12 protein-coding genes and 1 tRNA gene are annotated in these 13,551 nt (G+C 46.7%); 6 read left to right on the top strand and 7 right to left on the bottom strand.

Features of this window, described 5'->3' with window-relative positions:
• Positions 1-173: 173 nt before the first annotated feature.
• From OU814_RS02330 to OU814_RS02315, 4 genes are all read right to left on the bottom strand, one after another.
• On the bottom strand, positions 174-344 hold the full coding sequence (locus OU814_RS02330; protein ID WP_197693230.1) for a hypothetical protein: 171 nt from the start codon (positions 342-344) through the stop codon (positions 174-176).
• A gap of 187 nt (positions 345-531) precedes the next feature.
• A complete protein-coding gene (locus tag OU814_RS02325; protein ID WP_268180151.1) occupies positions 532-1,686 on the bottom strand; it encodes an aminotransferase class V-fold PLP-dependent enzyme in 1,155 nt (384 codons plus the stop codon).
• Between the two features lie 6 nt (positions 1,687-1,692).
• Positions 1,693-1,764: transfer RNA gene (locus OU814_RS02320), tRNA-Asn, on the bottom strand.
• A 326-nt stretch (positions 1,765-2,090) separates the two neighbouring features.
• Positions 2,091-3,110: a HEAT repeat domain-containing protein gene (locus OU814_RS02315; RefSeq protein ID WP_268180149.1), complete on the bottom strand. Its 1,020-nt coding sequence runs from the start codon at positions 3,108-3,110 to the stop codon at positions 2,091-2,093.
• A gap of 415 nt (positions 3,111-3,525) precedes the next feature.
• Here OU814_RS02315 and OU814_RS02310 point away from each other — a divergent pair, with 415 nt between their 5' ends.
• A complete protein-coding gene (locus OU814_RS02310) occupies positions 3,526-4,602 on the top strand; it encodes a dipeptide epimerase (protein WP_268180147.1) in 1,077 nt (358 codons plus the stop codon).
• Positions 4,596-5,639 carry a DUF1611 domain-containing protein gene (locus OU814_RS02305; protein ID WP_268180145.1) on the top strand — a complete coding sequence of 348 codons (1,044 nt, stop codon included), beginning with the start codon at positions 4,596-4,598 and terminating at the stop codon, positions 5,637-5,639. Before OU814_RS02310 ends, OU814_RS02305 begins: the two co-directional genes overlap by 7 nt.
• 399 nt (positions 5,640-6,038) lie before the next feature.
• Here OU814_RS02305 and OU814_RS02300 read toward each other — a convergent pair whose 3' ends face one another.
• Positions 6,039-7,331: a dihydrolipoamide acetyltransferase family protein gene (locus OU814_RS02300; RefSeq protein WP_268180143.1), complete on the bottom strand. Its 1,293-nt coding sequence runs from the start codon at positions 7,329-7,331 to the stop codon at positions 6,039-6,041.
• Positions 7,332-7,420: 89 nt separating this feature from the next.
• Complete coding sequence (locus OU814_RS02295; protein WP_268180141.1) at positions 7,421-8,665, bottom strand: bifunctional folylpolyglutamate synthase/dihydrofolate synthase; 1,245 nt, start codon at positions 8,663-8,665, stop codon at positions 7,421-7,423.
• Positions 8,666-8,750: 85 nt separating this feature from the next.
• On the opposite strand from OU814_RS02295, the gene thrB reads away from it, so the two are divergent.
• The 4 genes from thrB to OU814_RS02275 all read left to right on the top strand — a co-directional run bounded on the left by thrB (position 8,751) and on the right by OU814_RS02275 (position 12,064).
• Positions 8,751-9,662 carry a homoserine kinase gene (gene thrB, locus OU814_RS02290; RefSeq protein ID WP_268180139.1) on the top strand — a complete coding sequence of 304 codons (912 nt, stop codon included), beginning with the start codon at positions 8,751-8,753 and terminating at the stop codon, positions 9,660-9,662.
• 40 nt (positions 9,663-9,702) lie between these two features.
• Positions 9,703-10,179, top strand: a complete 477-nt coding sequence (locus OU814_RS02285; protein ID WP_268180137.1) for a DUF1499 domain-containing protein — start codon at positions 9,703-9,705, stop codon at positions 10,177-10,179.
• Positions 10,180-10,255: 76 nt separating this feature from the next.
• On the top strand, positions 10,256-11,167 hold the full coding sequence (locus OU814_RS02280; protein WP_086370973.1) for an ATP adenylyltransferase family protein: 912 nt from the start codon (positions 10,256-10,258) through the stop codon (positions 11,165-11,167).
• A gap of 30 nt (positions 11,168-11,197) precedes the next feature.
• A complete protein-coding gene (locus tag OU814_RS02275) occupies positions 11,198-12,064 on the top strand; it encodes a polyphosphate kinase 2 family protein (RefSeq protein ID WP_017290730.1) in 867 nt (288 codons plus the stop codon).
• Between the two features lie 73 nt (positions 12,065-12,137).
• On the opposite strand, the gene OU814_RS02270 is transcribed toward OU814_RS02275, so the two are convergent.
• Positions 12,138-13,541, bottom strand: a complete 1,404-nt coding sequence (locus OU814_RS02270; RefSeq protein ID WP_017290731.1) for a ferredoxin:protochlorophyllide reductase (ATP-dependent) subunit N — start codon at positions 13,539-13,541, stop codon at positions 12,138-12,140.
• Positions 13,542-13,551 lie beyond the last annotated feature (10 nt).

The raw sequence follows: 13,551 nt of genomic DNA, 5'->3' as shown, positions 1-13,551 counted from the left end.
CTACTGGTCAGTTCACGCGAACTTGAACTTCTTAAAGTTTGCATCAATTATTTTGTTTGCAGAAAATCATTCATACCAAAAGACGATCGTGCTTTTGAATTCTCGGTCAGGAGGCGTTAGAGAAAATGACCGGAAGCGCGATCGTCAGAAATAAATTGATTCAAGTTTGAAAACTAATCTCTTCTTTCTTGAGATTCAAGGTCTTGCATAAAACAGCGTTCGAGCAGTTCAACGCGATAGTGGAACCAGTAACGGCGTGGATTCAAAATCAACGGATATGCAAGATGGAAAAGTGGCTGATTGAGATATTGCCAGACCGGGAAACGAGGTTTTAGTGGAATCATGGGAGCCATTCATCTAAGTATCATGTGAGGGCGACACCGAATTGAATCAGGATTGTGACATTCTGATTCGATATGGTTTTTGCTACTACCAAGATGGCAAATTTCACCTAGGACTTCCCTGGTAAGGATCGCGGAACCTTTTTGATCAATTTTTTTGCAAAGTTCAGTAATTCTAGTGAAAGAAATCTTACTGAATTAGGGTCAGGAGAGAATTGCCCAAATATTCGTACTGTTCAGGGGTGTTATACAACTGAGCTGAGATTCGCACTAAGCGTTGGGGAGCCTGTGGAAAAGGAACGATGGGCACTTCAATGTTAAATTTCTCTAACAATGCGTCTTGCAGTTCTACATAAGACCCATTGGGTAACGGGATAGTTGCTAATGCTCCAATCATTTCTTCTGGACAAGGAGGAGCAACATTCAGCATTTCACAGAGTTGCTTTCTGGCGGCGATCGCTTTATCTCGATTTTTTGCCCTAATTTCGTCCCAGCCTCCCGGCAACAGCGATCCCATATATGAGATCGCGCTTGGAACTGTTAAATATGCAGTCGGATCGTCTGTGCCCATCCAATCAAATTCGAGGTGGAACTTGGAGCGATCGCGACGAGGAGAATTTGCACCGTGGCTAATTGTTAGGGGGCGAATCTCAGCTTGCTTCTCTTTTTTCACGTAGAGAAAGGCGGCTCCTTTCGGCGCGCAGATCCATTTGTGACAGGTCGAAGCGTAATAGGTCGCCCCTAATGTGGTGAGATTCAAATCCACCATTCCAGGGGCGTGAGCGCCATCGATTAGGGTATCAATTCCAAGATTTGATAAAGCTTGGACGATTTGAGCGATCGGAAATACAAGCCCGGTCTGACTGACGACATGATCGATTAATGCCAAGCGGGTTCGCTCAGTCACTTTTGCCAGAACTGCTTCAATGACTTGAGAAGGAGATGCGATCGGAAAAGGGATGTCAGCGACTACAACTTTTGCTCCGGAGCGATCGGCGACGAAATCTAGCGCATTGCGGCAGGCGTTGTATTCCTGACTGGTGGTGAGCAGTTCATCGGTTGGCGAGAAAGTGAGCGATCGTAACACTGCATTTACGCCAGTGGTCGCATTGGGGACAAACACCAATTCTTCCGAACTCGCACCAACGAATTCAGCTAAACCATCTCTGGCTCGATCGAGCAATCCTTCAAATTCTCGTCCTAGAAATCGCAGGGGTTGCCGTTCTAAGCGGTTTCTGAATTCTTCTTGAATTCGCAAAACCGCGATCGGACATGCTCCAAACGAGCCATGATTGAGAAAGGCAACATCTGGATCAAGCATCCAGTGTTTGGAAATGTGATTCATCTAAAACTCCCCAGACAAGATTCGAACTTGTGACCAATCGATTAACAGTCGACCGCTCTACCGCTGAGCTACTGAGGATTGCGTATCTCGCGAGACTAATCATAACCCGACCTTCTAGAATTATGCAAGCCTTTTCTCAAAATTTCTTAGATCATCTCGAATCAAGTTGGAATTATGCCAAGTTTTCAGGGGTTTTCGGGCAGCAACGCTGTTTTCGCAGTTACCTTGAATCAAAGGATTTGGGGATCGCTTCGAGTCCCGGCATCCAGCCTTTTCAAGGTGTTATTTCCAGGTCAGATGAAAACCCTGTAAACCAGTAATCTATTGATCTGCTCTCGTTTCGATCTCCAGGATGCTCTAGATTCGTTATATTACATTGGCTCACCTTGGAAGGGCTGGTTTGACTACCTAGATTTGGGGGCTTGGCGTTGGATTTTTGCTAGAGCCTCCCTCGCTTTGAGTTGAACCTTTTGACTCGGATCTCTCAAGAGTGGGATCAGATGAGGAATGGCTGATTTTGCTGCCGACCGCATTACGCCCAACCCATAAGCTGCCGCACCCCGTACCGCCTCATCTGGATGCTTCAATTGTGCAATCAGTTGAGGAATGGCAGGTTTGCCAAGCTCTCCTAAGATTTGGGCTGCCTCATCTCGCACTCGCTCATTGGGTTCTTTTAATAGGGAAATGAGCGCGGGGATGACCTCTGGTGTCTTCGCACCCATTTCCTTTAAGACAAAGGTTGCCCGACTCCGCGCTTCGCTATGAGTCGATTCTTTGAGCAGCGTAATCAGGGTAGGAAGGAAATCAGAGGCAGGTGCGCCTATCATCCAGAGCGTTTGGGCAACCATGCTGTGTACGCCAGGGTCAGGATCGTTTAACAGGGGTTTGAGATGCGGGATCGCTGCTTTACCAGATTTACCGATGAGCGCAACGGTATAGACAACATCGAATCGTATGGTTGCATCTGTATCTTTGAGCAGTGGCATGAGGTGAGGAATAGTAGGAGATCCAAGACTTGCTAAGGTAAAGACGTATTGACCCCGAACCGCTAGATCAGTTTTGAATAGCGTCACTAATTTAGGAATTGCAACGTTTGCGGCTTTCCCCATTCTGCCCAAGGCTTGCACGGCTTTGTCTCGCACACCGCTATCTGGATCATCAAGGAGAAGAATCAAGTGAGGGGTTGCTCGACTTGCTGTTGTTCCCATTTGTCCGATCTCAAAAGCAGCTGCGGTGCGATCGCTTGCCTTCGGGCTTTTCAATTTCTGAATTAATGCGGACAGAGAGGCTGGACGCGATGCCGAAGATTGGGCAAGGATGCGATTGGTCGGGGGAGTCGTAGCAGCGTTTGGCTCGACTGGGATAGCAATGGCTCCCCAGACGACGATTAGACTGAGTAAGTTAAGGGTCAGACATCTTTGCATCTTTACGGATCACTTAGAACATTAAGGTGTATCTTCTTTCCTGATTCTAGGTTCCAGTCTTAGAGAGGTTATGCCGTTGGCTGCGATCGCGCTTGGCAGTTTAGGAGTGCGCTCCAGCCCTTTCAAGGTGTTATTTCCAGGTCAGATGAAAACCCTGTAAACCAGTAATCTTGTTCCACAATTGAGCAACTACAGTACTTTTTCAACAGTGAAAACAAGTTGAATTGATCTGCTCTCGTTTCGATCTCCAGGCTGCTCTAGATTCGTTATAGTACATTGGTTCACCTTGAAAGGGCTGGTTCCGGCATCTTAAACGAATGAAATGAGTATCACGGCTCTGACTTGGTGTTAGGGTAGGTAACTGTGTGCTTTGCGATTGTGAGCTTTTCATTTGTCGATCGTTAAAAATTAGCCGATGCAACTTCAGATCCAGACTTTCACCGTTCATAAGCGTTTTGCGCTCAAAATTAGCCGTGGCACTACAGCCCAAACTACGAATATTTGGATCAGGATTGAGCAAGACGGTATTGAAGGATGGGGGGAAGCTTCGCCTTTCTCAATTGGAGAAAATCCCCAAACGACTGAAGCGATCGCGCGTTCTCTTCAAGCGATCTCACCTTTGCTGAAAGCTTTGCATCCTCTGGAGCGTCAACGCATCGATCAATTACTTTCACAGGCTCGGATTCCTTCTGCTGCGCGTGCCGCGATCGATATTGCATTACATGATTGGTTGGGCAAATCGGCAGGGCTACCGCTTTGGAAGCTTTGGGGACTAGACCGCGATCGCATTGTTCCAACTTCAGTGACGATCGGGATCAATACGCCAGAAGGCGCAAAACAGCGGGTTAAGGATTGGCTCGGTAAAGGGACGATCGAATCGCCACGACAAGACATTCGAGCGCTGAAAGTCAAGCTAGGAAGTCCAGAAGGTATTGCAGCCGATCAGGCAATGTTTGAAGCAGTACTAGAAGTGGCTCCAGATATTGAGCAGATTAGTGTCGATGCCAATGGGGGTTGGACAGTCGAATCGGCGTTGAAAATGGCGCATTGGTTGAGCGATCGCAAAGTCACTTATATCGAACAACCGCTCGCAAAAGGGCAAGAAGCTGAACTGACGAAGCTGTTTTATCTTTCTCCTTTGCCAATTTTTGTCGATGAGAGTTGTTTTACGAGTCAATCTATTCCAGCGTTAAGCGATCGAGTGCACGGGATTAATATCAAACTGATGAAATCTGGAGGGTTGAGTGAAGCGTTGCGTATGATTCATACGGCAAAAGCTCATGGCTTGAAAATTATGTTTGGCTGCTATTCGGATAGTTCATTAATGAATACAGCACTCGCTCATCTCTCGCCCTTCGCGGATTATTTGGATCTCGATAGTCATTTGAATTTAGTTGATGATCCGTTTGTCGGTGCAATGTTTGAAAGTGGGCGTGTGATTCCAAATCAAGATCCAGGTTTGGGCGTTTCGCTGAGGGCAAGATCATGCTGAGATTAAACGATCGAGTTGCTGTACTTTTGCATGAAGGCATCCAAGGAACACAGGGTAAAACAGGCTTAGCTTTTACACGTGCTCGCCCTGATTCAGTCGTGGCAATTATTGATCATCAATGTGCTGAACAGTCTTATCAAGATCTAACCAAGATTGTGTGTCAGGCTCCGATCGTGAGTTCGGTGACGGAAGCTTTGAAACATCAACCGACTGTTTTATTGATTGGGATTGCGCCTTCTGGAGGAGTCTTACCTGATTCTTGGTTTGCGGAAGTTCGGCAGGCTGTGGAGGCTGGTTTGTCGATCGTCAATGGGCTGCACACCCCTCTACTCCCGAAATTTCAAAACCTTCAATCGAATCAATGGATTTGGGATATTCGTCAAGAGCCACCTGGATTACAAGTTGGAACTGGGGCAGCGCGATCGCTGACTTGCCGAAGAGTGCTCACCGTTGGCACAGATATGAGTATTGGCAAGATGTCTACGAGTTTGGAGATGCATAAGATTGCCGAGCAGAGAGGATTGCGATCGCAGTTTTTGGGTACGGGACAAGCTGGAATTATGATTGCAGGGGATGGGATTCCGCTCGATGCAGTGCGAGTTGATTTTGCTTCAGGTGCAGTTGAACAGCTTGTGATGCGTTATGCAGACCAGGACATTTTGCACGTCGAGGGGCAAGGTTCTATATTTAATCCAGCTTCGACGGCGACCTTGCCTCTGATTCGCGGTTCGCAGCCGACTCATTTAGTTTTAGTGCATCGGGCAGGACAAATGAGCATTCGCAACTTTCCGCAGGTGCCAATTCCGCCTTTGAAGGATGTGGTGCAAGTTTATGAATCGCTTGCCTCTGCGGGCGGAGCGTTTGCGGCAGTGAAGGTGGCCGCGATCGCGTTGAATACAGCTCATTTAGAAGCAGATGCGGCATGGAGAGCGATCGCATTGATTCAGGAAGAAACGCAGCTTCCTTGCACTGATCCGATTCGATTTGGGGCTGATCTGTTGCTAGACGCGGTTCTAAACCGTGAAATGGCGATCTAAATGTAACGAATTTGTTAGACTAGCGAATGGTTCAAGTCGCCCTGTCCTCGCGTGTCTAAGTCGTATGTCTAAAGATAATCCGCAAACGAATTCTTCAGTAGAGACTCAACAAGCAGCTGAGCCTGAAAAAATTCTCTGTCCGTATTGCTTACGAACTGCAACGAATGGGATCAAATGCCAAGGCATCTGTGTTGCGGAAAGTGGTTACTGATTCATCCGAAATTCAGCAGGCGCATCATCTTCAGACAAGAAGTTTTCAGAATCGTCGCATCATTCTCATAACGGATGAAAACTTGGTAATAAATTGAAAAGCCCAGGATCTGTATAGAGCCTGGGCAAGATTCTATCTAGTAGCTCTATGAAAACTCCGGGATGAGAATCTCGGAGTTCCTCACTTTGTTACAGCGTCAACGATTGAACATCGGTTTCAATCAGTTTTGCTAAATCACGCAAGAAGATTGCCGCATCTGCACCGTAAATAATGCGGTGATCGCAAGTGATATTTACCTGCATTTGTCGGCGTACTCCGAGCAGTCCATCATCGGTTGCAACGACGGTTGGACGAGATGCGCCGATCGCTAAAATCGCTCCCTGTCCTGGTGGCAAGATTGCATCAAACGCATCCACACCAAACATGCCTAAGTTCGAGACTGTGAACGTTCCAGAACTATATTCATCGGGTTGGAGTTGTTTTGATCTTGCGCGATCGACTAAATCTTTCCAGTTCCGAGACAGCGAGTAAAGATCTTGCTGATCTGCATTTTTCAATACAGGAGTGATCAAGCCACCATCTTCCATTGCGACTGCATTTGCAATGTTGATCGACTCGTTAAAGTGAATGCCGTTCTCAACGTAGCTTGCATACAGTAAAGGATGTTTTTGCAACGCCATCGCGATCGCTTTTGTGAGCAAGGCTGACATCGTGACACCCTTCGATTTCACCTGTTTGTACAGTTTGTCGAGTGCATCCGTTGTAATCGTGTACGAAGCGCGGAAGACTGGAACATCTAAACTTGCATTCATATTCCGGACGACTGCGGTTTGCAAGGTCGTCATCGGCTTGATTTGACCCGGTTGGGTGGGAGCGACAGGCGCAGCAGCGGCTCTCGGAGCGGGTGCAGCAGCAACAGCAGCAGGCGCAACAGGTGCAGCAGGTTTTGCGGCAGGTTTGACGGTTGGGGTTTTGCCAGCAGCTTTTTCGATATCTTCTGCCACAATTCGACCATGCGGACCACTTCCAACCACAGCACCCAGTTCAACTTTTAACTCTTTTGCGAGTTTCCGTGCCCGTGGAGAAGCAACGATCCGTCCATTTTGAGTCGGCGCACTGGATGAGCCATTTGTGGCAGCGGCAGCAACAGGTTCTGGAGTCGGTGTTGTAGCAGCGGCAGTGGCAGCCGGAGCGCTCGGAGTTGTTTGGGTCGCTTGTTGTTTCGCGGCTTCGATCTCGGCTTCGGTTTCAGCTAAGAGCGCGATCGCAGATCCGACCGGAGCTGAGTTGCCTGCATCAACGACGATCGTGGCTAAAAATCCTTCGTAAAAGGATTCTACGTCCATATCAGCCTTGTCAGACTCAACCACCACAACGGTTTCACCTTTCTCAACTTTGTCGCCCGGAGCTTTGAGCCAGGACACGATTTTTCCTTCGGTCATGGTGGAACTGAGGGCGGGCATAAAAATTTCGTGGATCATGGCGGGTACATTTCAGGGTGGATCAGAATCTGAACACAAGAATGCGATTTTTTGTGCAGATCAGATTGTATCGAAATTTGGCAGCAAATTTAGCTGCGATCGCGCTGCTGCTGAAAAAAGTCACCAATTAAATATAAAGAGCCGCACAGCACTGTCAGACTCTCGGATTGGGCAGCCTGCAATCCTGCAAAGACATCGGGATAGACTTGACAAGTCTCCAAGCCCGGACAAATTTCTTTTGCAAGCGTGGCTAATTCACTCGGATCAGCCGAACTATGACCCGGTACAGGAACGAGATAAAGCGAATCTTGAGATCGCAATAATGCTCTAAAAACATCTGCATGATCTTTGGTCGTTAGCATTCCCATTACCCAGTGAATCGGGCGATTTAGCGAATCTACAAATTGCCGTAGCGCGATCGCACTTGCCGGATTATGTGCGCCATCGATCAAAATCCGATTTCCCTGCCATTCATACCACTGCATCCGCCCTGCCCATGTCGTATGTGCAATTCCATTGACGATGGCATCATCTGAAATATTCCAGTTTTGTTGACGAAGAAATTGAATGGCAGCGATCGCTAAAGCCGAATTGTGTAATTGAATCTCTCCTTGAAGTGGAAGTTGATATTTTAGCGATCCCTGATGTGCCCAACCGCCAATGAGTTGCGAGGGTTGAGGATAAACGACAGGACAACCGAGCGCGGCAATTTGTCGATCGACAACTGCTTTTGCTTCATCTGGCAACTGTCCGATCACGGCAGGATGGTTTGCTTTGAGAATTCCTGCTTTTTCTTGGGCGATATTTGAAATCGTAAATCCTAATCGCTGCCAATGTTCTCGACTAATTGACACAATGACGCTGACTAGAGGATCGTCAACCACATTGGTTGCATCTAATCTTCCGCCCAATCCGACTTCAATCACTGCAATATCCACTTGCTGCTCAGCGAAGTAAAGCCACATGGCTGCGGTAATTACTTCAAACTGAGTAGGTGAATGCTCTGGATCAATCTGAGATTGTACTTTTAGCAATGTTTGATATAACGCTGCTGATGCAATCTGTTGACCGTTAATGCAAATACGCTCGTTCCAATCAATTAAATGGGGTGAAGTGTATCGTCCTGTTTTATAACCTGCTTCTGTCAAAATGCTGGATAGATACGCACAGACTGATCCTTTGCCATTGCTGCCTGCGACATGAATGATAGAAACTCGCTTTTGGGGATTGCCTAAATCTGCAAGCAGCTTCAAACTTGCTTCTAGACCTAAATGTACGCCGAAGCGCTCGTAGGTCTGGAGCAAAGCATCAATTTTTTTAGAGAAATCGGTCATAGGTTCAACGGAATCCACCATCTAAAATCATCGCACGCAAGACTACAATGAAGGACTGAACAAAATTTTAGTGCGATCGCGTCTCATGTCTATTACTGTTCGTGTCCCCGCTACGACTGCCAATCTTGGAGCCGGATTTGATTGTTTAGGAGCAGCTCTCACGCTCTACAACGAATTTCAATTCTCGCAGATCGACTCTGGCTTGAAAATTACGGCAACCGGAGCGGAAGCTGATCGCGTTGCTCTCGATTCTAGCAACATGGTCTATCAGACGGTTGTCAAATTCTTCGATCGTATTCACCAGCCTGTTCCTGGGATCTCCATCGATATCAAGATGGATGTTCCTTTGGCGCGGGGATTGGGAAGTTCAGCAACAGCGATTGTTGGCGGACTGGTAGGAGCAAATGCGATCGCAGGGTCGCCGATGAGTCAAAGTGAGATTGCAGCTTTTGCGACTGAGATTGAAGGACATCCGGACAATGTTGTGCCTGCTCTGATTGGGGGGTGCCGATTGGCTGCATCAGGAATTGATCGAGCATGGGAAATCTGTGATATTCCTTGGGATTCGAGCATTGTCCCGATCGTTGCTATTCCGAATTTTGAGCTTTCAACGGCTGAAGCTCGCAGCGTGTTGCCGACAGAGTATAGCCGTGCGGATGCGATTTTTAATACGGCGCATTTAGGACTATTCGTTCGAGGTGTAGAAACGGGAAATGCCGATTGGCTAAAAGCTGCTTTGCAAGATCGGATTCATCAACCGTATCGCGAAAAATTAATCAAAGGATACGATGCGGTGAGAGAAGCCGCGATCGCAGCAGGGGCTTATGGTGTGGTCATTAGTGGAGCCGGATCGACAGTTCTAGCGCTCGCTCATCAGCAATGCTCGGACTCTGTTAGATTCGCAATGGAGAAAGCTTGGACAGGGTTAGGCGTTGGAGTCGATGCGAAATGTTTAGCGATCGACACCCAAGGAACTCGCATTATCAATACACTCTAGATAGAACTCAATAGATCTAAACTTTCTTGAATAAATTCTCATGCGTAGAACCTTCACTCTCATTCTGCTCCTTTCATTCTGCTGGCTCACCTCTATCTCTCCGGCTCAAGCTAGCCTTTTTTCCTTTTCTGGCAGCCGTCCCACGAATTTAGGGCTACACAACGATCGCTTAACGGAGTGCCCTAGTACACCCAATTGCGTCAATAGCGTTAGCTCTGATTCGACCCATGCGATCGCTCCTCTTAAATCTTCTAACATCGAAAAAGCCTTCGCAGATCTCAAACAAGTGATTGAATCTCAACCGAGAACAAAAATTATTGAATCTACTGAGAACTATCTTTACGCTGAATTTACTAGCAAACTCATGGGCTTTGTTGATGATGTAGAGTTTTATCTAGACAAGACGAGCAAGGCGATTCAAGTGCGATCAGCATCCCGTCTTGGCGAATCTGATCTCGGTGTGAATCGGCAACGCATTGAATCGATTCGCACTCAACTGAGCGAGAACGTCACATAAAACTGTTGTCCTATGCAAAACTCATCACAAAGATGTGGAATAGTAGAACAGTGTTTTTATTTCCCTGTCTCTCTCTATGAATGAGTTATTGCATCTTCCGCTTCTGGAACATCCAGGAACTCTCTGGCAACGCACGATCGAGCAGACTCAACATGCTCTGTCTTGTGGTGCGTTGCTTTCTATTCCTACAAGTCACGAGTTTGTTGAACAAGCAGGTGTTCAATTTCTCGTACGGATTGTCAGTAACTTAATTCGCAAAGAGGCAGCAGACCTTAAACAAAAACAAGAAGAAAAAAGCGGACATCCCATCAATCCTTTTCTACCGTACGAGCGGGATTTGTTTGTGATGGATATTTCTGAAACGCATGTGTGTCTTCTGAATAAATTTAACGTGGTTGATAACCATCTACTGATTGTGACCCGCGCATTTGAAGAACAAGAAGCCTTACTGACCCTTCATGATTTCACTGCGATGTGGGCATGTTTATCGGAAGTCGATGGTTTAGCTTTCTACAATGCAGGAAAAGCAGCAGGGGCAAGCCAACGACATAAGCATTTGCAACTTGTTCCTTTTCCGATGGAGAAAGAGATTGATCGTGTTCCGATTGATCCCCTGATTAAAAAGGTCAGATCGCGCGATCGCATCACTCAGATTCCTGAATTTTCCTTTCTCCACGCATTCGCAAGATTTGAGCCTGAAACCACACCTGAAGACATTCTTCAACACTATTACGAGCTACTAGAAACAGTTGGAATCCGCTCTAATCGTGTGATGCAGTCGGCTCCTTACAATTTATTAGCGACGAGGGAGTGGATGTTGATTGTGCCGCGATCGCAACCCGGATTTGGCGGAATTGGAGTGAATTCTCTAGCATTTGCAGGTGCGCTCTTAGTTCAAACTCCTGAGCAACTCGAAACGCTCAAACAATTACGTCCGCTGAATTTTTTAAAGAACGTTGCGGTAATGTCCTCAATCAAGACAGGTTGATCATAATGAAGAATTGCCCCACAGCCTGTTATGAAACACGATCGATTTATTGTTCCCGCGAACACAAAGATTAATCTGAAAGACTATGATCCAGCTTATACCGACGGCTTAACCGATAAAGCTGCGGCTCAAGCCGAACTTCAACAAGGGGTGCAACGACTAGCAAAGTATCAAGATATTCTCTACGCTCAAGATTCCTACGCATTGCTGATTTTGTTTCAAGCAATGGATGCCGCAGGAAAAGATAGCACGATCAAACATGTGATGTCGGGTGTCAATCCTCAAGGTTGCCAAGTCTACAGTTTTAAGTCGCCTTCTTCTGAAGAATTAGATCACGATTATCTTTGGCGATCGAATCGGGCCTTACCAGAACGCGGTCGAATTGGCATCTTCAATCGGTCGTACTACGAAGAAACTTTAGTCGTTCGCGTTCACCCAGAACTCTTAGTTCATCAGAAACTTCCACCAGAAGCCAATGGCAAAGAGATCTGGGACAAACGATTCAAGCAGATCAACCATTTTGAACAGTATCTCGTCGAAAATGGCATTGTTGTACTCAAGTTCTTTTTGAATGTTTCTAAGGAACAACAAAAGAAACGATTTCTAGCTCGGATTAATGAACCCGAAAAGAATTGGAAGTTCTCTGTTTCTGATGCTAAAGAACGGCAACACTGGGATCAATACATGGAAGCTTTTGAAGATGTATTTAACAATACGAGTACTAGCTATGCTCCTTGGTATATTATCCCCGCCGATCATAAATGGTTTACCCGGTTAGCCGTCTCAGACATTATTGTGAGTACGTTAAAGTCTTTGCATCTGTCCTATCCCACGGTTAGCGAAGTCCGGCGTGCAGAGTTACTAGAAGCAAAGAAAGTCCTAGAAAGCGAGGAATAATTGAAATAACAGAAGGCGGAGTTGTCCCAAAACTCCGCCTTCTAAAGTTTCGTAGGTTAGAGTGAGTAACGCTTTAAACTCGCGCTTCCTCTACCAGTTTTTCCCAACCTAAATCCTTCAACGCCCCGTTTCGCCGCAGTGGTCGTGTTACTAACTCCAAAATGTCCCGCGTATTCCCAAATCCGTGAATCTGAGCAAACGTAAACTCAACTGACCACTTCGTACTAATTCCACGCGCCTCTAGTGGATTTGCGTGAGCCATTCCCGTAATGACTAAGTCCGGTTTCAATTCATGAATTCGCTGCAACTGATTATAGTTATCTGGCTTTTCAACGATCGTCGGAACTGGAACACCCATCTCCTGACAGGTTTTCACTAAGAAATCTAATTCCGCTGCCTGATACCGCTTGTCCATGTACGGAATGCCAATCTCATGACAAGTCATCCCGCACCGAATCAAAAACCGAGCCAGCGAAATCTCTAGCAAGTTATCGCCCATGAAGAACACTGACTTGCCGCGAATCAATTGCAGATAGTCTTCAACACTTTGCCAAATCTTCGCTTCCCGCTCCTCTAATCCTTTCGGCTCAATGTTGAACACTGAGCAAATCTTTTCAACCCAAGCTCTTGTTCCATCTGGCCCAATTGGAAAGGGCGATCCAATCAATTTCGCTTTCCGTCGCCGCATTAATGTTGTCGCAGTTCTTGACAAGAACGGATTCACGCCCGACACATAGTATCCTTCCTCGATTACGGGAAGTTCTGTATAGCGCTTCGCAGGCAACCATCCCGAAACCTTGATCCCTTGATGCTTTAATTCTAAAGAAAGCTGAGTCACGATCGGATCAGGAACAGACCCAAACATTACGAGCGGCGGATGATCCACATATTCTGACTCTTCGCGCTTCACATCTTCCTGTTTGCGTCCAAAGTTCATCAACTTCTGGATTGCATTACGCTCCTCTTTGTCTGCTTCCGCGGTTGGAGCTTGGGTTGGACAGCGTTGCGCCATTGCTGCTAAAACCGTATCTTCCCCTTGCGTAAAGGCGTAGTCGAGACCATTCGCCCGTGCAACGACAATGGGAATACCAATCTCGGATTCTAGTTTCGGCGCTAGTCCTTCTAAATCCATTTTGATAATTTCGGTGGTGCAAGTGCCGATGAACACAATCACACTGGGATTACGATCGCGCTTAATCTGCTCACAGAGCCGCTTCAATTCGTTGTAATCGTTCAACTGAGCAGAAATATCGCCTTCTTCAAGTTCTGCCATGGCATAGCGAGGTTCTGCAAAAATCATCACGCCCATCGCGTTTTGCAGAAAATAGCCGCAAGTTTTCGTGCCAATAACGAGGAAAAAGCTATCTTCAATTTTTTGATACAGCCATGCAACACAGCTAATCGGACAAAAGGTGTGATAGTTTCCAGTTTCGCACTCGAAATTAAGGGCTTGAGGTTGAGCATCAGCGAGAGTCATAACGGTAGTT

Source organism: Leptolyngbya sp. GGD, from assembly GCF_026735145.1.
In the GTDB taxonomy this organism is placed as follows: Bacteria; Cyanobacteriota; Cyanobacteriia; order Leptolyngbyales; family Leptolyngbyaceae; genus Leptolyngbya; species Leptolyngbya boryana.
The sequence above is the reverse complement of the archived record's forward strand: the minus strand, read 5'-3'. Positions and strand labels throughout refer to the sequence as shown.

Coding starts and splice junctions, on each gene's coding strand:
- OU814_RS02295 (WP_268180141.1), bottom strand. CDS start 8,665: ATGACCGATTTCTCTAAAAAAATTGATGCTTTGCTCCAGACCTACGAG.
- OU814_RS02270 (WP_017290731.1), bottom strand. CDS start 13,541: ATGACTCTCGCTGATGCTCAACCTCAAGCCCTTAATTTCGAGTGCGAA.
- OU814_RS02315 (WP_268180149.1), bottom strand. CDS start 3,110: ATGCAAAGATGTCTGACCCTTAACTTACTCAGTCTAATCGTCGTCTGG.
- OU814_RS02325 (WP_268180151.1), bottom strand. CDS start 1,686: ATGAATCACATTTCCAAACACTGGATGCTTGATCCAGATGTTGCCTTT.
- OU814_RS02300 (WP_268180143.1), bottom strand. CDS start 7,331: ATGATCCACGAAATTTTTATGCCCGCCCTCAGTTCCACCATGACCGAA.
- OU814_RS02285 (WP_268180137.1), top strand. CDS start 9,703: ATGCGTAGAACCTTCACTCTCATTCTGCTCCTTTCATTCTGCTGGCTC.
- OU814_RS02305 (WP_268180145.1), top strand. CDS start 4,596: ATGCTGAGATTAAACGATCGAGTTGCTGTACTTTTGCATGAAGGCATC.
- OU814_RS02310 (WP_268180147.1), top strand. CDS start 3,526: ATGCAACTTCAGATCCAGACTTTCACCGTTCATAAGCGTTTTGCGCTC.
- thrB (WP_268180139.1), top strand. CDS start 8,751: ATGTCTATTACTGTTCGTGTCCCCGCTACGACTGCCAATCTTGGAGCC.
- OU814_RS02330 (WP_197693230.1), bottom strand. CDS start 344: ATGATTCCACTAAAACCTCGTTTCCCGGTCTGGCAATATCTCAATCAG.
- OU814_RS02280 (WP_086370973.1), top strand. CDS start 10,256: ATGAATGAGTTATTGCATCTTCCGCTTCTGGAACATCCAGGAACTCTC.
- OU814_RS02275 (WP_017290730.1), top strand. CDS start 11,198: ATGAAACACGATCGATTTATTGTTCCCGCGAACACAAAGATTAATCTG.